Source organism: Janthinobacterium sp. 1L-D-8-B-C4, assembly GCF_057291295.1.
This window is the reverse complement of sequence record NZ_JBXAVX010000015.1, coordinates 156,922-175,870: the sequence shown is the minus strand read 5'-3', so window position 1 is coordinate 175,870 and position 18,949 is coordinate 156,922. Positions and strand designations below refer to the sequence as shown.

15 protein-coding genes are annotated in these 18,949 nt (G+C 61.0%); all 15 read left to right on the top strand.

Translation table 11 applies throughout. From position 1 onward, the window contains the following. The first annotated feature begins 56 nt into the window (after nt 1-56). The 15 genes from AC0Z42_RS23375 to AC0Z42_RS23305 all read left to right on the top strand — a co-directional run bounded on the left by AC0Z42_RS23375 (nt 57) and on the right by AC0Z42_RS23305 (nt 18,947). Nucleotides 57-3,161, top strand: coding sequence for a DEAD/DEAH box helicase (locus AC0Z42_RS23375; protein WP_485470569.1), 3,105 nt, complete (start codon nt 57-59; stop codon nt 3,159-3,161). Between the two features lie 42 nt (nt 3,162-3,203). After that, nucleotides 3,204-4,385, top strand: coding sequence for a PAS domain-containing sensor histidine kinase (locus tag AC0Z42_RS23370; RefSeq protein WP_485470568.1), 1,182 nt, complete (start codon nt 3,204-3,206; stop codon nt 4,383-4,385). An 85-nt stretch (nt 4,386-4,470) separates the two neighbouring features. Then, complete coding sequence (locus AC0Z42_RS23365) at nt 4,471-5,154, top strand: response regulator transcription factor (protein WP_485470567.1); 684 nt, start codon at nt 4,471-4,473, stop codon at nt 5,152-5,154. 136 nt (nt 5,155-5,290) lie between these two features. Further along, nucleotides 5,291-5,992 (top strand): transposase, encoded by a 702-nt coding sequence (locus AC0Z42_RS23360; protein ID WP_485470566.1) that lies wholly within the window; start codon nt 5,291-5,293, stop codon nt 5,990-5,992. A gap of 179 nt (nt 5,993-6,171) precedes the next feature. Further along, nucleotides 6,172-10,872 carry a glutamate synthase-related protein gene (locus AC0Z42_RS23355; protein WP_485470565.1) on the top strand — a complete coding sequence of 1,567 codons (4,701 nt, stop codon included), beginning with the start codon at nt 6,172-6,174 and terminating at the stop codon, nt 10,870-10,872. Between the two features lie 70 nt (nt 10,873-10,942). Continuing rightward, on the top strand, nt 10,943-12,406 hold the full coding sequence (locus AC0Z42_RS23350; protein ID WP_485470564.1) for a glutamate synthase subunit beta: 1,464 nt from the start codon (nt 10,943-10,945) through the stop codon (nt 12,404-12,406). A gap of 253 nt (nt 12,407-12,659) precedes the next feature. Then, complete coding sequence (locus AC0Z42_RS23345) at nt 12,660-13,469, top strand: ABC transporter ATP-binding protein (protein ID WP_485470563.1); 810 nt, start codon at nt 12,660-12,662, stop codon at nt 13,467-13,469. Continuing rightward, nucleotides 13,466-14,251, top strand: coding sequence for a lipid asymmetry maintenance ABC transporter permease subunit MlaE (gene mlaE / locus AC0Z42_RS23340; protein WP_485470562.1), 786 nt, complete (start codon nt 13,466-13,468; stop codon nt 14,249-14,251). Before AC0Z42_RS23345 ends, mlaE begins: the two co-directional genes overlap by 4 nt. A 79-nt stretch (nt 14,252-14,330) precedes the next feature. Continuing rightward, nucleotides 14,331-14,801 carry an outer membrane lipid asymmetry maintenance protein MlaD gene (mlaD, locus tag AC0Z42_RS23335; RefSeq protein WP_308925834.1) on the top strand — a complete coding sequence of 157 codons (471 nt, stop codon included), beginning with the start codon at nt 14,331-14,333 and terminating at the stop codon, nt 14,799-14,801. An 11-nt stretch (nt 14,802-14,812) separates the two neighbouring features. Continuing rightward, on the top strand, nt 14,813-15,682 hold the full coding sequence (locus tag AC0Z42_RS23330) for an MlaA family lipoprotein (RefSeq protein WP_485470561.1): 870 nt from the start codon (nt 14,813-14,815) through the stop codon (nt 15,680-15,682). Nucleotides 15,683-15,765: 83 nt separating this feature from the next. After that, entirely contained in the window at nt 15,766-16,401 is a 636-nt protein-coding gene (locus AC0Z42_RS23325; RefSeq protein ID WP_485470560.1) for an MlaC/ttg2D family ABC transporter substrate-binding protein, read from the top strand. Nucleotides 16,402-16,448: 47 nt separating this feature from the next. Further along, a complete protein-coding gene (locus AC0Z42_RS23320) occupies nt 16,449-16,796 on the top strand; it encodes an STAS domain-containing protein (protein ID WP_485470559.1) in 348 nt (115 codons plus the stop codon). Nucleotides 16,797-16,995: 199 nt separating this feature from the next. Further along, nucleotides 16,996-17,913 (top strand): ABC transporter ATP-binding protein, encoded by a 918-nt coding sequence (locus AC0Z42_RS23315; protein ID WP_485470558.1) that lies wholly within the window; start codon nt 16,996-16,998, stop codon nt 17,911-17,913. Next, entirely contained in the window at nt 17,910-18,671 is a 762-nt protein-coding gene (locus AC0Z42_RS23310; RefSeq protein ID WP_485470557.1) for an ABC transporter permease, read from the top strand. Before AC0Z42_RS23315 ends, AC0Z42_RS23310 begins: the two co-directional genes overlap by 4 nt. A 39-nt stretch (nt 18,672-18,710) precedes the next feature. Next, nucleotides 18,711-18,947 carry a BolA family protein gene (locus AC0Z42_RS23305; RefSeq protein WP_436548407.1) on the top strand — a complete coding sequence of 79 codons (237 nt, stop codon included), beginning with the start codon at nt 18,711-18,713 and terminating at the stop codon, nt 18,945-18,947. The last annotated feature ends 2 nt before the right edge of the window (nt 18,948-18,949 follow it).

Sequence of the window (18,949 nt, the reverse complement as noted above, 5' to 3'; positions counted from 1 at the left end):
AAGGATAATATTGCCTGTTGCCGATTTTGATACACACTCCAACCATCATGCGTACCATGGATTTTACCCGCGACGACATCAGTGACACTCCTGCCGTACCGGCCAGCGCGCCGGGTGCGCCCTTGCCGTACGCCATCGCCACCTGGCTGCAGCGGGTGGAGGCAGCCGCCCATCCCAAGCCCGTGCTGCCGCTGGCCGAACCCGATCCGAAGCTCACTGCGCACCGCCTGATCTATGTGCTGGCGCCCACCAGCGGCGGGCGCCATGTGGCCTTGTGCCTGTACAAGGCGCGGCTGCGGCCGAATGGCGATGTGGCCGCGGCCAGCCCCATCAGCGAGATCTTTTCGTTGCTGTCGGCGCCGCCTGCATTCCTGACGCCGTTTGATGAAGACCTGGTGCGCTTCTTTGTTGCCATGCGCACCGGGCAAAACTCGCAGACCGGCAGCGCCACCGAACCGAAGGGCAAAGTCGGCGCCGCCTTGCTGTCCATGTTGGCCGAGCAGGACAAGCTGCTGTGGGCCAATTCCTGGGCCGATGTCGGCAATGGCCTGGTGTATCCGCTGAAAGAAGGTCCGATACGCGCGGCGCGGCTGTTCTGGCGCGACGAAGGCAAGACCATGCGCCTGGGCTGGCAGGTCGATCCGGCCGATGGCGTCAGCCACCATGGCGCCGACCAGATCGACTACATGCTGCCGACCGATCCACCGTGGTATATCGACAATCTGTCGTGTGGCGTGCTGGAACTGAACCAGGGCGGCTCCGATATTTCCCTGGCCGACCTGCAGGCGCTGGTGGCGCAGGCGCCGCCCTTGAATGCGAACGACAAGGTACGCGTGTCGCAACTGCTGCTGGCGCAGGGCTTGCAGCACCTGATGCCGCTGCCGCAGCCGCTGCCGCAGCGCTTGCGCAAGGATGTGCCGGCCACGCCGGTATTGCTGATGGACAGCGCCATGCTGGCCGACGGCAGCGTGCAGCGCTGGCATGATTTTGCCGTGCTGTCGTATGACTATGATGGTGAAAGGGTGTCGTTCGACCCGTCCCAGCGCGTGGTGCGCCAGGTGGGCGAGGTGACCGAAATCATCCAGCGCAATACAGTTGACGAGGCGCGCGCGCTGGCGCTGCTGGCCGAACTGCAATTCAAGAAGCCCGCTTCGGCCCCCTTGAGCGGCCTGAAGGGCGCCTTGCTGCTGCCGAGCCAGGCCGAGTGGCTGCGCTTTGCCGAGTCCGGCATCGATACCTTGCTCGACCAGGGCTGGATCGTTGAAAAGACCGCCAAGTACCGCTACGACGTGCTTGATGTCGACGACTGGTATGCCGACATCGATGACCAGGACCCGGAAAGCGGCAACGCCTGGTTCGAGCTGGAACTGGGCATCGTCGTCAACCACGAGCGCGTGCCGCTGCTGCCGGTGCTGGTGCAACTGATACGCAATGCGCCGAACGACTTCAATCCGAAGATCATCGACGCGCACGCCGACGAAGACCAGATGCTGGCCACCCTGGCCGACGGCACCCGGGTGGCGCTGCCGTGGGGCCGCGTGCGCCCCATTTTGAACACCCTGGGCGAACTGTATTTCAACGACAAGATCAAGCGCGCCGTGCGCATGTCGACCCTGGATGCAGCGCGCCTGGAAGAGCTGGCGCGCTCTCTGGAGCTGCGCTGGACCGGCGGCGAGCAATTGCGCGCCATGGGCCGCAAGCTGAGCCAGTTCGGTTCGGTGCAAAAAGTGGCGACACCAAGCGGCCTGCAGGCGACCTTGCGCGACTACCAGGCCGATGGCCTGGCGTGGATGCAGTTCCTGCGCGACCATGATCTGGCCGGCATCCTGGCCGATGACATGGGCCTGGGCAAGACGGTGCAGACCCTGGCGCATATCCTGGTCGAAAAAGAAGCGGGGCGATTGACGCATCCGGCGCTGGTGATCGCGCCGACCAGCCTGATGGGCAACTGGCAGGACGAGGCGGCCAAGTTTGCGCCGAGCCTGAAAGTGCTGCTGCTGCAAGGCAAGGACCGCGCCCAGCAATTCGACCAGATCGATTCCTGCGACCTGGTGCTGACGACCTATGCGCTGTTGCCGCGAGATGAGGAAATCTTGCGCGAGCACGATTTCCACCTGGTGATCCTCGACGAATCGCACTACATCAAGAACACGCGCAGCAAGGCGGCGCAAAGCGCGGGCCTGCTGCGCGCGCGCCACCGCCTGTGCCTGTCCGGCACGCCGCTGGAAAACCACCTGGGCGAATTGTGGTCGCAATTCCATTTTCTGCTGCCGGGCTTGCTGGGCGACGAGAAAACCTTCAATACCCAGTTCCGTCATCCGATCGAGCGCCAGGACGACCCGCTGCGCCGCATGCTCTTGAATCGCCGCATCAAGCCCTTCCTGCTGCGCCGCACGAAAGACAACGTCGCCAAGGAATTGCCGCCCAAAACCGAAATGGTGCGCAAGGTCGAACTGACTGGGCCGCAGCGCGACCTGTACGAAACCGTGCGCCTGGCGATGGACCAGAAGGTGCGCGAGGAAATCGACAAGAAAGGCGTGGCGCGCAGCCAGATCGTGATCCTGGAGGCGCTGTTGAAACTGCGCCAGGTGTGCTGCGATCCGCGCCTGGTCAAATCCCTGCCGGCAAAGAAACAGGCGGCCGGCTCTGCCAAGTTGCTGGACCTGATGCAGATGGTGGAAGACCTGCTCGACGAGGGGCGCAAGATCCTGGTCTTCTCGCAATTTACCAGCATGCTTGAACTGATCGAGGAAGAACTTGAGGCGCGTGATATTCCGTACGCCCTGCTGACCGGTGAAACCAAAGACCGCAGCGCACAGGTGGCGGCCTTCCAGCAGGGCGCCGTGCCGATCTTTCTGATCAGCCTGAAAGCCGGTGGCGTGGGCCTGAACCTGACCGCCGCCGACACCGTCATTCACTACGATCCGTGGTGGAACCCGGCGGCCGAAAACCAGGCCACCGACCGCGCCTGGCGCATCGGCCAGGACAAGCCCGTGTTTGTGTATAAACTGATCGCCAAGGGTACGCTGGAAGAAAAGATTCAATTGCTGCAGCAAAAGAAATCGGAACTGGCGCAATCGATCCTGGCCGAAGGCGAGTCGCAGAAAATGGCGCTCACACAAGAAGACTTGCAGCAAATCTTCGCGCCGCTCGACGATTAAGCACGCTTATACTGGCGGATTGATTCCATGCCGGGTGTAAACATGCTGCCTGTTTTCCTGTTGCTGCTGGCCGGCGCCATCCTGATGGCGCTGCGTTTCGCCCAATTGCGCCGCGCCCTGCTGCGCGCGCGCGCCGGCGAGGCGCAGTTCCGGCTGCTGGCCGAGCACAGCCGCGATGCGCAATTCCTGCTCGACGCCACCACCCTCGAACTGCTTTACATCAGCCCGGCCGCCCAGCGTGTCACCGGCTTCGATATGCCTGCCTTGCAGGAACACGCGGCGCAGTTGTCGGCCGATGTGCCGGCGCGCTTGCAGCGCTGGCAAGACGGCGATGCAACGCGCTTGACCCTGACACGCGAAGTGGAGTTGCCGCACGGCGACGGTCAGCTGGCGCTGGAAATCACCTCGACCATCGTCGAGCGCGTGGCCGGCCGCCCCTACGCTTTAGTGGGCAGCGTGCGCGACGTAACGCAAGCGCAGCACGAAGAAGCGCAGCGCGGCCTTGAACAAAAACGCTTTGCTTCCATGCTGTCGCATGAGTTTCGTACGCCCCTGGCTACCATCGATGGCGCCGCGCAGCGCCTGGTGGCCACCGGCGGCGGCGCCGACGAGGCCACGCGCAAGCGCTATCTGAAAATACAAACGGCGGTTGACCGTTTGTTGGTCATGATCGACGACTATCTGTCGCCCGAGCGCATGGCGGCCATCGGCCGCGAGCGGGCCGCTGACGGCATCGCGCCTTTGGCGTTGCTGCAGCAGGCCGCCGCGACCGTGCCGGCCAGTCATCCGGTACGGCTGCATCTCGACGAAGACTTGCCGGCGCGCTTGCGCTGTGACGTGGCGGGCATGGCGCTGGCGCTGAAAATCCTGCTGGAAAACGCCGTCAAATTCAGTCCGGCCGGCAGTCCGATCGAACTTGACGGCCGCCTGGCGCAGCAAGGCGGGGTGGAGTTCGTGGTGCAGGATCGCGGCCTCGGCGTGCCGCAAGCCGAGATGGCGCAGGTGTTCGACAAGGGCTATCGCGGCATGCACGCCGCCGGCCACCCGGGAGCCGGGCTGGGCCTGTACATGGCGCGCGCCGTGGTCGAGGTGCATGGCGGTACTCTGCAAGTCAAAAACGGCGAAGATGGTGGTGCCGCGTTTTGTATTTGGCTGCCGCTGCCGGTAGCGACCGGGAAAAGCCTTGCTTCCGCTGAAGTCAACCGTGATAATTCCTTGACGTAGACCTGCCCTGCCGTCCATGATGGTGCAAGAAGTGCATGGCAAGTTTGCCTCATGAAATGCTTATTAACAGAAGAATGGCGTAGCAATGACGAAAATACTGATCGTCGAAGACAATCTGGACTACGCAGAAGACATGGCGGAGTTCCTCGTTGAGCTCGAACATGAAGTCCATGTCACCAGCTCGGCCGGCGATATGTGGGCAGCGCTCAGCCACGGCAATGTCGACGTGGTCGTGCTCGACCTGGGCTTGCCCGACGAGGACGGCTTCAATGTCATCCCGCGCATGCGCCAGCTGTATCCGCAGATCGGCGTGCTGGTGCTGACGGGCCGGGTGGCGTTCGACAGCCGCATTCTGGGCTTGCGCCTGGGCGCCGACCATTACCTGACCAAGCCGATCAAGTTCCCCGAGCTGGCCGCCCATATCGAGGCGCTCGACCGCCGTGTCGGCCCGCAGGAATCGGCTGCGCCGGAACCGGGCAAGTGGACCTTGAAAGTGAGCGCCCGCCAGCTGGAACTGATGGGTTCGGTCATCGCGCTGACGGAAAAGGAATTCAATTTCCTGCATCTGCTGACCATCAATACCCGGCCCGTGCCGCGCGACGTGATCGTGGCCGGCATGGGTGGAGATGATCCCGATGCGGGCCGCCGCGTCGACATGCTGGTGTATCGCTTGCGCAAGAAAGCCAAGACGGGACTGGGCCAGGATTTGCCGTTGCGCAGCGCTTATGGCGAGGGCTACAGCCTGTCGGCCAGTTTCAATCTGTCCTGAAGACAGGCTGAAAATAATAAAAGGGACGGAGTCGTACCTTTTTTTTTCGTTCGCGAAAAAAATCAGGGCCAGAGTCGCGCCCGGATGCGCAAAGTGTGTAAAATCAAGCCATTAGCCCTATCCTGACGACTTTGCCATGGCCCGCCTGCCCCGTTTGATCATTCCCCATCTGCCCCATTACGTCATCCAGCGCAGCAGCAACCGCCAGCCTGTATTCCAGGACAGTGCCGATTACGCGCAGTTCCTTGCATGGCTGAAAACCGGCGCCAAAATGTTCAAGGTCGCCATTCACGCCTATGTTTTATTGCCTGATCAGCTGCATCTGCTGGCCACTCCCGATAATGAAACCGGACTCGGGCAACTGATGCAGTGGCTGGGGCGTTATTACGTGCCTTACTTTAACCAGAAGTATGGCCGCGAGGGGGCCTTGTGGCAGGGGCGCTACAAAACCTCGGTCATCGATGCCGGGCATTTCTTCCTGCTTTCCTGTCACTATCTGGAGATGGTTCCGGTGCAGGCGGGCTTGGCGGCCCAGCCACGCGACTACCCGTGGTCCAGCCACGCGCATCACGCCGGCGTGCAGATAGACCCAATCGTTACCGACCATGCGCTGTATTGGGCCTTGGGCAATACCCCGTTCGATCGCGAGGCGGCCTATTTGCGCCTGGTGGAGCAGGGCCTGGGCAGCAGCCAGGTGAAGGCGCTGGAAGCGGCGGTATTGAAGGGGTGGCCGCTCGGTTCGGACGCTTTCAAACAGGCTTTGGCAGTCAAAATGAAACGGCAGGTGCTGCCGGCGAAACGGGGCCGGCCACGCAAGATTGCAGCCGATATTGGGTAAAAATCCCGAGGGTAAACAAGACGCATTTTCATTGGTGAATCAATGACTATGTCCCTATTAAATTTTCATGGCGAAAAAATTGCATTTAATTCGACTCCGACCCTTTTTGTTTTAGTTGAGTTTTCTGCTGCATTGCACTACTCTGGCTTTTCGATAGTTATTTCGCAGCGGAGAAGCCCATGAAAGCGCAAGGCCTGTACGACCCAGCCAATGAACACGATGCCTGTGGCGTCGGTTTCGTCGCCCATATCAAGGGCAACAAAACCCATTCGATCGTCGAACAGGGTCTGCTGATACTGAAAAACCTCGATCACCGGGGTGCCGTGGGCGCCGATGCGCTGATGGGCGATGGCGCCGGCATCCTGATCCAGATTCCTGACCAGTATTACCGCGAAGAGATGGCCAAGCAGGGCGTGGAATTGCCGCCGCCTGGCGAATACGGCGTCGGCATGGTGTTCCTGCCAAAGGAACATGCTTCGCGCATCGCTTGCGAACAGGAAATCGAACGCGCCGTGCGCATCGAAGGCCAGGTGATCCTCGGCTGGCGCAATGTGCCGATCGATACCGATATGCCGATGTCGCCGACCGTGCGCGCAAAAGAGCCGGTGATCCGCCAGATCTTTATCGGCCGCGGCCCGGACATCATGGTCACCGATGCGCTCGAGCGCAAGTTGTACGTGATCCGCAAATCGTCGGGCCACGCGATCCAGGCGTTGAAACTGCTGCATGGCAAAGAATTCTTCGTGCCGTCGATGTCGGCGCGCACCATCGTCTACAAGGGCCTGCTGCTGGCCGACCAGGTCGGTGTCTACTATAAAGACCTGCAGGACGCGCGCTGCATCTCGGCGCTGGCGCTGGTACATCAGCGTTTCTCGACCAATACCTTCCCGGAATGGCCGCTGGCCCACCCGTACCGCCTGATCGCCCACAACGGCGAAATCAACACCGTGAAGGGCAACTTCAACTGGATGCGCGCGCGCGAAGGCGTGATGAAGTCGGCCGTGCTGGGCGACGACCTGCAAAAGCTGTTTCCGCTGATCTATGAAGGCCAGTCCGACACCGCCTGCTTCGACAATGCGCTCGAACTGCTCTTGATGGCCGGTTATCCGATCGCCCAGGCGATGATGATGATGATCCCGGAAGCGTGGGAAAACCACACCACGATGGACGACAACCGCCGCGCCTTCTATGAATACCACGCGGCGATGATGGAACCGTGGGACGGCCCGGCCGCCATGGCGTTTACCGACGGCCGTCATATCGGCGGCACCCTGGACAGGAATGGCCTGCGCCCGGCGCGCTATATCGTTACCGACGACGACCTGGTGGTGATGGCCTCGGAATCGGGCGTGCTGCCGATCCCGGAATCGAAGATCATCCAGAAATGGCGCTTGCAGCCTGGCAAAATGTTCCTGATCGACCTGGAAGCGGGCCGCATCATCGACGACCAGGAATTGAAAAACACCTATGCCAACGCCAAGCCGTACAAGGCCTGGATCAACTCGGTGCGCATCAAGCTCGATGAAATCAAGATGGCCGAAGGCCAGCTCAAGCAGGACCGCGCGCAGGGCGAAAAAGCCCAGCCGTCGCTGCTCGACCGCCAGCAGGCGTTTGGCTATACCCAGGAAGACCTGAAATTCCTGTTGGCGCCAATGGCTGTGGCCGGTGAAGAAGCTACCGGCTCGATGGGCAATGATTCGCCGCTGGCCGTCATGTCGAACAAATTGAAGCCACTGTATAACTACTTCAAGCAATTGTTCGCGCAAGTGACCAACCCGCCGATCGACCCGATCCGCGAAGCGATGGTGATGTCGCTGGTGTCGTTTATCGGTCCGAAACCGAACTTGCTCGATACCAACAACGTCAACCCGCCGATGCGCCTGGAAGTGTCGCAGCCGGTGCTGGGCTTTGACGACATGGCGCGCCTGCGCAATATCAGCGCGCACACCGGCGGCAAGTTCAAGTCGTATGAACTCGATATCTGCTACCCGTTGGCGTGGGGCAAGGAAGGCGTGGAAGCATGCCTGGCCTCGCTGTGCGCCGAAGCGGTCGACGCCGTCAAGTCCGGCCACAATATCCTGATCATTTCGGACCGCGCCATCTGCGCCGAGCAGGTTGCCATTCCGGCACTGCTGGCCACCTCGACCGTGCACCAGCACCTGGTCAGCAAGGGCCTGCGCGCTTCGGCCGGCCTGGTGGTGGAAACCGGTTCGGCCCGTGAAACCCATCACTTCGCCCTGCTGGCAGGTTATGGCGCGGAAGCCGTCCACCCTTACCTGGCGATGGAAACCCTGGTTGAACTGGCGCACGGCTTGCCGGCCGAGCTGTCGGGCGAGAAAGCGATCTACAACTACACCAAGGCAGTGGGCAAGGGCTTGATGAAAGTCATGTCGAAGATGGGCATTTCGACCTATATGTCGTATTGCGGCGCACAGATTTTCGAAGCGATTGGCCTGAACAAGTCGCTGGTCGACAAATACTTCAAGGGCACGGCCTCGAACGTGGAAGGCATCGGCGTGTTTGAAGTGGCGGAAGAAGCGCTGCGCCTGCACAACCTGGCCTTCGGCAATGACCCGGTACTGATGGACAAGCTCGACGCCGGTGGCGAATACGCATTCCGCGTGCGTGGCGAAGACCATTTGTGGACGCCGGATGCGATTGCCAAGCTGCAGCATTCGACACGCAGCAACAATTTCTCCAGCTATAAAGAGTACGCCCAGATCATCAACGACCAGAGCCGTCGCCACCTGACCCTGCGCGGCCTGTTCGAGTTCAAGCTCGACCCGACCAAGGCGATCCCGCTCGATGAAGTGGAACCGGCCAAGGAAATCGTCAAGCGTTTCGCCACCGGCGCCATGTCGATGGGCTCGATCAGTACCGAAGCGCACGCCACCCTGGCCGTTGCCATGAACCGTATCGGCGGCAAGTCGAACACCGGCGAAGGCGGCGAAGATCCATCGCGCTATGCGATGGAACTGAAGGGCATCAAGATCAAGCAGGGCGAAACCATGGCCTCGATCATGGGCAAAGAGCAGATGGTGGTCGATATCGCGCTGCAAGAAGGCGATTCGCTGCGCTCGCGCATCAAGCAGGTGGCGTCCGGCCGTTTCGGCGTCACGGCCGCCTACCTGAACTCGGCCGACCAGATCCAGATCAAGATGGCGCAGGGCGCGAAACCTGGCGAAGGCGGCCAGCTGCCTGGCCATAAAGTGTCGGAATATATCGCCACCCTGCGCTTCTCGGTGCCGGGCGTGGGCCTGATCTCGCCGCCGCCGCACCACGACATCTATTCGATCGAGGATTTGGCGCAGCTGATCCACGACTTGAAGAACGCCAATCCGCGCGCCTCGATCTCGGTGAAACTGGTGTCGGAAGTCGGTATCGGCACGGTGGCCGCCGGCGTGACCAAGGCCAAGGCCGATCACGTGGTAGTGGCCGGCCATGATGGCGGCACGGGCGCCTCGCCATTGTCGTCGGTAAAACATGCCGGCACGCCATGGGAGCTGGGCCTGGCTGAAACCCAGCAGACGCTGGTGCTGAATGGCTTGCGCAGCCGGATTCGGGTACAAGCAGACGGACAGATGCGTACCGGCCGCGATGTGGTGATTGCCGCCTTGCTGGGCGCCGACGAAATCGGTTTTGCCACCGCGCCGCTGGTGGTCGAAGGCTGCATCATGATGCGCAAATGCCATCTGAACACCTGCCCGGTCGGGGTAGCCACGCAAGATCCGGTGCTGCGCGCCAAGTTCTCGGGCAAACCGGAATACGTCGTCAACTACTTCTTCTTTGTTGCCGAAGAAGCGCGTCAATTGATGGCCCAGCTGGGCATCCGCACCTATGACGAACTGATCGGCCGCGTCGACCTGCTCGACAAGTCAAAGGCAATCACGCACTGGAAGGCGCAGGGCCTGGACTTCTCGGCCATCTTCCACAAGCCCGACGTGTCGCATGACCATGCCTGCCGCCATGTGGAAAACCAGGACCACGGCCTGGAAAAAGCGCTCGACCACAAGCTGATCGCGCAAGCGCGCGCCGCATTGGAAAAAGGCGAACGCGTGTCGTTCATCTCGCCGGTGCGCAACGTCAACCGTACGGTCGGCACCATGCTGTCCGGCGAAGTGGCGAAGAAATACGGCCATGCTGGCTTGCCGGATGACACCATCCACATCCAGCTGCAAGGCACGGCGGGCCAGTCGGCCTGCGCCTTCCTGGCGCACGGCATCACGATCGACCTGGTTGGCGAAGGCAACGATTACGTCGGCAAGGGCCTGTCGGGCGGGCGCATCATCGTGCGTCCGAACACCGAGTTCCGCGGCTGGGCGGTGGATAACATCATTATCGGCAACACGGTACTGTACGGCGCCGTTGCCGGCGAAGCGTTCTTCAATGGCGTGGCGGGCGAACGCTTTGCCGTGCGCAACTCGGGTGCCACCACGGTAGTCGAAGGCCTGGGCGACCATGGCTGCGAATACATGACGGGCGGCACGGTGGTGGTACTGGGCGCGACCGGCCGTAACTTTGCGGCCGGCATGTCGGGCGGCGTGGCCTACGTGTATGACCCGGCCGGCGACTTCGCCAGCAAGTGCAACACGGCCATGGTCAGCCTCGACAAGGTAGTCTCGGCCAGCGAGCAGCAAGCCCAGCGCGACGCCTGGCATGCCCAGCAGCGCAATGGCACGCCTGAAGCCGATGAAGTGATCCTCAAGCGCCTGATCGAGCGTCACTTCAAGCACACGGGCAGCACCCGCGCCCGCGTCCTGCTCGACGACTGGGCAGTGGCTCGCGGCAAATTCGTCAAGGTCTTCCCGAACGAATACAAGCGCGCGCTGATTGAAATGGCCGCCGACGCCGCACAGGAAGTGCAAGCCGTCGCCGCCTGAGCCAGCTGAAAACAATGTGACAAGGGAGCGGCCAGGCCGCTCCCCGCCAGCCAAACATAAAGGAATCATCGTGGGTAAAATCACCGGCTTCATGGAATTCAAGCGCCAGGACGAACATTATCTGGAGCCTGCCGCGCGTCTGAAGAACTACAAGGAATTCGTGCTGCACCTGTCGGACGCGCAAGCGACCGTGCAGGGCGCGCGCTGCATGGATTGCGGTATCCCTTTCTGCAACACGGGTTGCCCGGTCAACAACATCATCCCGGACTGGAACGACCTGGTGTACCGCGGCGCCTACCGCGAAGCGCTGGACGTCCTGCATTCGACCAATAACTTCCCGGAATTTACTGGCCGCATCTGCCCGGCGCCGTGTGAATCGGCCTGTACCCTGGGCATCCATGAAGATCCGGTCGGCATCAAGTCGATCGAACACAAGATCATCGACATGGGCTGGGAGCATGGCTGGGTCACGCCGCAGCCGGCCAGTTTCAGCACCGGCAAGAAAGTGGCCATCGTCGGCTCCGGTCCTGCCGGCCTGGCGGCGGCGCAGCAACTGGCGCGCGCCGGCCACGCCGTTACCGTGTTTGAAAAGAGTGATCGGGTCGGCGGCCTGCTGCGCTACGGCATTCCCGACTTCAAGATGGAAAAGTCACATATCGACCAGCGCGTGAAGCAGATGGAAGCCGAAGGCGTGGTGTTCCGCACCAGCGTACTGGTCGGCAAGGACTTTCCTGCCAACGTGAACAACTGGGCCAAGGAAACGATTTTCCCGGAAGACCTGGAAAAAGAATTCGACGCCGTCATCATGGCTGGCGGCGCCGAGCAGCCGCGCGACTTGCCGGTGCCGGGCCGCGAACTGAAGGGCGTGCATTTCGCCATGGATTTCCTGCCGCTGCAAAACAAGGTCAACGCCGGAGACAAGGTCAAGGACCAGATCAAGGCTACGGCTAAGCACGTGGTGGTAATCGGCGGCGGCGACACCGGTTCGGATTGCGTCGGCACCTCGAACCGCCAGGGCGCCGCCTCGGTAGCCCAGTTCGAACTGATGCCAATGCCGCCGGAACAGGAAAACAAGCCGCTGGTCTGGCCTTACTGGCCAACCAAGCTGCGCACCTCGTCGTCGCACGAGGAAGGCTGCGAGCGTGACTGGGCGGTGGCCACCAAGCGCTTCGAAGGCAAGGGCGGCAAGGTTGAAAAGCTGATTGCCTGCCGGGTCGAATGGAAAGACGGCAAGATGAGCGAAGTGCCAAACTCGGAATTCGAGATGAAGGCCGACCTGGTATTCCTGGCGATGGGCTTTGTGTCGCCGGTGCAGCAGGTGCTCGAAGCGTTCGGCGTCGACACCGATGCGCGCGGCAACGCCAAGGCGGTGACGGAAGGCGAACGCAGCTACTACACCTCGGTACCGAAGATCTTTGCCGCCGGCGACATGCGCCGTGGCCAGTCGCTGGTGGTGTGGGCGATCCGCGAAGGACGCCAGTGCGCGCGCGCCGTCGACGAGTTCTTGATGGGCGCTTCGTTGCTGCCGCGTTAAGGAAATAAGCGAGCACTCGCTCGCTTTGCAGGCAAGGCCACGGCGCAAACAGCGGCGTGGCCTTTGTTGTTTTGTCCACCGGATCAAGTGGCCGGCAAGGCATCAGGTCTTTACACGGTTTTTACACTAAAATATCTGACTTTCGATTCATTAGTGTTGTATTCTTCCCCCTGCCAAGATCGTGGCGAGGCGGGCCTCAGCAGAGATTGGTGTTTCTGCACTACAATACGCCATTAAAATAGTGAGTTTCGTCGTGCCAAATCTTGTTGAAATCCGTGATTTACACTTTGCCTATGGAGAACGTTCGATTTTATCGGGCCTTCAAATGGACTTCCCACGTGGAAAAGTTGTGGCTGTCATGGGTGGTTCCGGCAGTGGCAAGACGACCGTCCTGCGTCTGATCGGCGGCCAGCTGCGCCCCAGTTCCGGCAGCGTCAATGTCGACGGCCAGATCGTGCATGAACTCGATACTGAAAACCTGTACCTGATGCGCCGCAAGATGGGCATGCTGTTCCAGCACGGCGCCTTGTTTACCGACCTGACGGCGTTTGAAAACGTTGCCTTTCCACTGCGCGAGCATACCGACCTGAACGAAGAGCTGATCCGCACCCTGGTGCTGATGAAACTGCACGCGGTCGGCCTGCGCAATGCTGCGCAGCTCAAACCTGCCGAGATTTCGGGCGGCATGGGCCGGCGCGTGGCGCTGGCGCGGGCGATTGCGCTCGACCCCGAATTGATCATGTACGACGAGCCATTTGCGGGCCTCGACCCGATTTCCATGGGCGTGACCGCCAATCTGATCCGCAACCTGAACGACGCGCTCGGCTCGACCTCCATTTTGGTTTCGCACGATGTGAAGGAGTGTTTCGCCATCGCTGATTATGTGTATTTTCTGTCGTCCGGCAAAATCGTGGCGCACGGCACGCCGGCCGAGATGGCTGTCTCGACTCATCCGTATGTGAAACAGTTCGTCAATGCGGAGGCGGACGGCCCGGTGCCGTTTCATTATCCGGGCAAGACGCTGGCCGATGACCTGGGCCTGCACGCGGAGGGTGGCCGATGATCGTGCGTTTCCTGGCGGCTATCGGAGCATGGTTGCGTCACTCTATCGAGGACCTTGGCTTTGCCGTACGGTCCTTCTTTATCATTATTGCCGCCTCGGGCGGCCTGTTTCGCCGGCCACGCCTGGTGATCGAGCAATTGTTTTTTGTCGGCAGCCGCTCGCTGGTCATTACCACCGTGTCCGGCCTGTTCGTCGGCATGGTGCTGGGGCTGCAAGGCTATTACACCTTGACCACCTATGGCGCGACACAGTCGCTGGGCCAGCTGGTGGCGCTGTCGCTGATGCGTGAGCTGGGCCCGGTCGTGACCGCCCTGCTGTTTGCCGGCCGCGCCGGCACCTCGCTGACGGCCGAAATCGGCCTGATGAAGGCCGGTGAGCAATTGTCGGCCATGGAAATGATGGCTGTAAACCCGATCCAGCGCGTGCTGGCGCCACGTCTGTGGGCCGGCGTGATCGCCATGCCGATCCTGGGCGGCATTTTCACGGCGGTCGGCATTATCGGCAGCTACCTGGTGGGCGTGGTACTGATCGGCGTCGACGAAGGCTCGTTCTGGTCGCAAATGCAGGCTGGCGTCGATCTCTGGAAAGATATCATCAACGGTACCTATATCAAAAGCATGGTATTCGGTATCGCCGTGACGTTTATCGCCCTGTTCCAGGGCTACCAGGCGCAGCCGACACCGGAAGACGTGTCCGGCGCCACCACGCGCACGGTCGTCATCTCGTCGCTGATGGTGTGGTGGCTGGACTTCATGATGACAGCCATGATGTTCAGCAAGTAATTTCGTAAGAGTAAGAAAATCAGTCGCCTGCACAGGGTTTGCGCAGGGGGCGGCAAGTAAAAATTATTTAGGATTGTTTATGCAACGTAAATCTCTGGATGTCTGGGTAGGCCTGTTCGTCTTGCTGGGCGTGGCGGCAGTGATGTTTCTGGCGTTCAAGGCTGGCAACATGAGTTCGCTGTCTTTCACCGATACGTATACTATTACGGCGAAGTTCGACAATATTGGCGGCCTGAAACCGCAAGCGCCCGTCAAAGGCGCTGGCGTGGTGGTCGGCAGGGTGTCGGAAATCGTGTTTGACGACAAGACGTACCAGGCGCTGGTCAAGCTGGACATCGAAGAAGGTTATAAATTTCCGAAAGATAGCTCGGCCAAGATTTTGACGGCTGGTCTGTTGGGTGAGCAATACATTGGCCTGGAAGCGGGCGGTGATGAAGCAAACCTGGCGGAGGGCGACAAGATTGCCCGCACTCAATCGGCCACAGTGCTGGAAGACCTGATCAATCAGTTCATCTACAGCAAGGCAGCGGACGGAAAGGACAGCAAATGAGCGAGTCGAACATGAATACTGTAGTAAATGCTGGCCGTATCGGCCTGGTACTGGCATTCGCCGCCACCCTGAGCGCCTGCGCCAGCAGCGGCAACCCGCGCGACCCGCTGGAGGGTTACAACCGCGCCATGTTCAAGTTCAACGACAAGGTTGATGAAGTGGCCTTGAAACCGGTGGCGACTGCCTACAAGAACGTGCTGCCATCGTTCGTGCAGACCGGCGTGAGCAATTTCTTCGGCAACTTGTCCGATGTCTGGAGCGCCGCCAACAACCTGGCGCAAGGCAAGGGCGAAGCGGGCCTGCAGGATATCGTGCGCGTGACGATGAACTCGACCTTCGGTATCCTGGGCCTGATCGACATCGCCTCGCAGGCAGGCGTGCCGAAGCACAATGAAGACTTCGGCCAGACCCTGGGCTGGTATGGCGTCAACCCTGGCCCCTATGTGGTGCTGCCGCTGCTGGGGCCGTCGACCATGCGCGACACCGTCGCTCTGCCGCTCGACGTGGTGGGCGACCCATGGCGCTACAAGGATCCGACCAATGTGCGCAATATCGGCACGGTCACCCGCATTGTCGACAAGCGCGCGTCCTACCTTGATGCGACCAACCTGATGGAAGCGGCGGCGCTGGACCGTTATGAATTCATCCGTGACGGCTACCTGCAAGCGCGCGAGAGCAAGGTCTTCGATGGCGACACCGACCGCCGCGATCAGAAAGCACCAAAAAACGACAGCAGCGCGATCGATGAGGAAGATGGCTTGAAAGCTGCGCCAGTGGCCGCAACTACGGTGCCTGAAGCGCCGGCCACCCCGGCGGTTGCTGCCGATGCCGTAACATCTGGTAGCAATACTGTTGCCGCCGAGACTACGACGCCAGAGTAAACTAGACCTACCGCAAGCACCGCAGCCGGCGTTATGATTTTGACGCCGCCTGCGCCTGGCAAGACCACCAGAAAGGTACAAACATGAAACTGATGAAACAATTGCTGGCGATGGCCACCATCGCCTTTGCCACCGCCGCCCAAGCTGCGCCAGCCACCGAAGCGCCGGACGCACTGGTCAAACGCATCAGCCAGGACGTGATCGACACGGCCAAGGCCGACAAGGGCATCCAGTCTGGCGACATCAACCGCGTCAATGCACTGGTAGAAACCAAGATCCTGCCGTACGTGGACTTCCAGCGCATGACCTCGCTGGCCGCCGGCCGCCACTGGCGTACCGCCACGCCGGACCAGCAACAGAAGCTGTCGGCCGAGTTCCGCACCCTGCTGGTGTACACTTATGCTGGCGCGCTGTCGCAGATCAAGAATGAAACCGTGGACTTCAAGCCGCTGCGCGCAGCGGCCGATGACACCGACGTCGAAGTGCGTTCGCAGGTGAACGTGGCCCGTGGCGAACCGGTGTTGCTGAACTACCGCGTTGCCAAGACCCCAAGCGGCTGGAAGATCTATGACATCAACGTGATGGGCGCCTGGCTGGTGGAAACCTACAAAAGCAGCTTCAACAGCGAAATCAGCAAGGGCGGCATCGATGGCCTGATCAAGACCCTGGCCGACAAAAACAAGGCGCTGGCCTCGCGTCCTGCTGCCAAAGCCAAATAATCGGCTATCATACTAGCTCCAGCACCCGACCAGCGCAGCCCGACGCCATGCCAGACCCTCTCGACACCTTGCAGTCCCTGACTTCCCTGACCGTGCACAACGCCACTTCGGCGTTGGAGCAGGGCCTGGACGCGATCCGCTCGGGCCAGACGAAGTTTGATCTGCGCAACGTCAAGGCCGTCGATTCGGCAGCTGTTTCCGTCATGCTGACGTGGCAGCGCGCGGCGCAGGAAGCGGGCGCCGTGCTGGAGCTGAACAACCTGCCGACCAACCTGAAAAACCTCACCAAGCTGTATGGCGTCTGCGCGCTCGTGTCGAGCACGCTGGAAGCCGGCGACTGTGGCTCTGCCGGCGCGCACGCCGCGCGCAGCCCGTCCGACCTGCATCATCATTGATCCTGTCCCACTCCCCGCATCAGCAGTAGTTATCAAGCCGGCCGTGCTAGCGCGCCGCCGGACTGATCTCCAAGTGTTCCACGAATTTTCCAACTATAATTGACTGTTGCGCCACCTTCAAAAGAAGACGGCGCCCGGCACCGGCCTGTCGGCCTGACGTTACTCCGGCAAGCGGCGCATCACACCAGAACACAAGCACATGACCGCAATTCAAATCACGAATGTCGAAAAGAGCTATAAATCGCTCAAGGCGCTGGGCGGCGTCTCGCTGGCGATCGAGGAGGGCGAATTTTTCGGCCTGCTCGGTCCCAACGGCGCCGGCAAGACTACCCTCATTTCCATTATCGCCGGCCTGATCCGGCCTGATGGCGGCAGCGTCACCATTCAGGGCCACGATGTGGTCAAGGACTTCCGCAATGCGCGCCGCAGCGTTGGCGTGGTGCCGCAGGAACTGGTGTTCGATCCGTTCTTCACGGTGCGCGAAACCTTGCGCCTGCAGTCCGGCTACTTTGGCCTGCCGAACAACGACAAGTGGATCGACGAGGTAATGGAAAACCTCGACCTCACCGGCAAGGCCGACACCAACATGCGCGCGCTGTCGGGCGGCATGAAGCGCCGCGTGCTGGTGGCCCAGGCGCTGGTGCACAAGCCGCCGGTGATCGTGCTCGACGAGCCGACCGCCGGCGTCGATGTGGAATTGCGCCAGACCTTATGGAAATTCATCTCGCGCCTGAACCGCGAAGGCGGCCACACGGTGGTGCTGACCACGCATTACCTCGAAGAGGCGCAGGCGATGTGCCAGCGCGTGGCGATGCTGAAAACCGGCAAGGTGGTGGCGCTCGACACCATGTCGGCCTTGATCCGCCGCATCGCCGGCTCGCAGCTGCAGGTGCACCTCAAGCACGGTACCTTGCCGGCCGACCTGCAGCACCTGCTGCTGCATCCCGAAGAGCCGCATGCGCCGAACAAGTTCAGCCTGCGCGTGAACGAATACAGCGAAGTCGAAAGCATCCTGGCGCGCCTGCGCCAGTCCGGTGCCGTGATCGATGAAATGCAATTGCAACAAGCTGACCTGGAAGATATCTTCTTGCAGATCATGGATAAAGGTACCGTATGATGTCGTCAGGCTTTCGCACCCTCGTCTATAAAGAGACCCTGCGCTTCTGGAAAGTGGCGACGCAAACCGTGGCCGCCCCGGTGCTGACCTCGATGCTGTACCTGCTGGTGTTCGGCCATGTGCTCGATGGCAGGGTCGAGCCCAGTCCCGGCATCAGCTACACCGCCTTCCTGATTCCCGGCCTGGTGATGATGAGCGTGCTGCAAAACGCGTTTGCCAATTCCTCGTCCTCGCTGATCCAGTCGAAGATTACCGGCAACCTGGTGTTCGTGCTGCTGACGCCCTTGTCGCACTGGGAAATTTTCTCGGCGTATGTGCTCGCTTCGGTGGCGCGCGGCCTGGCAGTGGGCTTTGGCGTGTTCGCCATCACCTGCTGGTTTGCCGACCTGTCGTTCGTGGCGCCGCTGTGGATCGTCGTGTTTGCCTTTTTGGGCGCCGCCCTGCTGGGCACCATGGGCCTGATCGCCGGCATCTGGGCCGAAAAATTCGACCAGCTGGCCGCCTTCCAGAACTTCTTGATCGTGCCGGCGACGTTTTTGTCGGGCGTGTTCTATTCGATCCACTCGCTGCCCCCGCTGTGGCAGACGGTGTCGCACCTGAACCCCTTCTTCTACATGATCGACGGCTTCCGCTACGGCTTTTTCGGCACCTCCGACGTCAATCCATGGCTGAGCGTGTCGATTGTCGGCGGCTTCCTGGTGATCCTGTCGTTCGCTTCGATCCGCCTGCTGAAAAGCGGCTACCGCCTGCGTCATTAATACTATTGACGACCCAATTCAAATCTCCAAGGACTTATCGTGACCACCACTCCAGAACTGATCCACGGCTACCTGCAGGCCGGCCTCGAATGCACTCACCTCGAAGTGGAGGGCGACGGCCAGCACTTCCAGGCCGTCATCGTCTCGCCGCAATTTGCCGGCAAGCGCCTGATCCAGCGCCACCAGATCGTCTACGCGGCGCTGGGCGACCGCATGCGCGAAGAAATCCACGCGCTGTCGATGAAAACCCTGACACCTGAAGAATACCAAGGATAAGC

What these genes read in the sequence shown, in the direction of transcription:
- AC0Z42_RS23375 (WP_485470569.1), top strand. Translation starts at nt 57, where the DNA reads ATGGATTTTACCCGCGACGACATCAGTGACACTCCTGCCGTACCGGCC.
- AC0Z42_RS23370 (WP_485470568.1), top strand. Translation starts at nt 3,204, where the DNA reads ATGCTGCCTGTTTTCCTGTTGCTGCTGGCCGGCGCCATCCTGATGGCG.
- AC0Z42_RS23365 (WP_485470567.1), top strand. Translation starts at nt 4,471, where the DNA reads ATGACGAAAATACTGATCGTCGAAGACAATCTGGACTACGCAGAAGAC.
- AC0Z42_RS23360 (WP_485470566.1), top strand. Translation starts at nt 5,291, where the DNA reads ATGGCCCGCCTGCCCCGTTTGATCATTCCCCATCTGCCCCATTACGTC.
- AC0Z42_RS23355 (WP_485470565.1), top strand. Translation starts at nt 6,172, where the DNA reads ATGAAAGCGCAAGGCCTGTACGACCCAGCCAATGAACACGATGCCTGT.
- mlaE (WP_485470562.1), top strand. Translation starts at nt 13,466, where the DNA reads ATGATCGTGCGTTTCCTGGCGGCTATCGGAGCATGGTTGCGTCACTCT.
- mlaD (WP_308925834.1), top strand. Translation starts at nt 14,331, where the DNA reads ATGCAACGTAAATCTCTGGATGTCTGGGTAGGCCTGTTCGTCTTGCTG.
- AC0Z42_RS23330 (WP_485470561.1), top strand. Translation starts at nt 14,813, where the DNA reads ATGAATACTGTAGTAAATGCTGGCCGTATCGGCCTGGTACTGGCATTC.
- AC0Z42_RS23325 (WP_485470560.1), top strand. Translation starts at nt 15,766, where the DNA reads ATGAAACTGATGAAACAATTGCTGGCGATGGCCACCATCGCCTTTGCC.
- AC0Z42_RS23320 (WP_485470559.1), top strand. Translation starts at nt 16,449, where the DNA reads ATGCCAGACCCTCTCGACACCTTGCAGTCCCTGACTTCCCTGACCGTG.
- AC0Z42_RS23315 (WP_485470558.1), top strand. Translation starts at nt 16,996, where the DNA reads ATGACCGCAATTCAAATCACGAATGTCGAAAAGAGCTATAAATCGCTC.
- AC0Z42_RS23310 (WP_485470557.1), top strand. Translation starts at nt 17,910, where the DNA reads ATGATGTCGTCAGGCTTTCGCACCCTCGTCTATAAAGAGACCCTGCGC.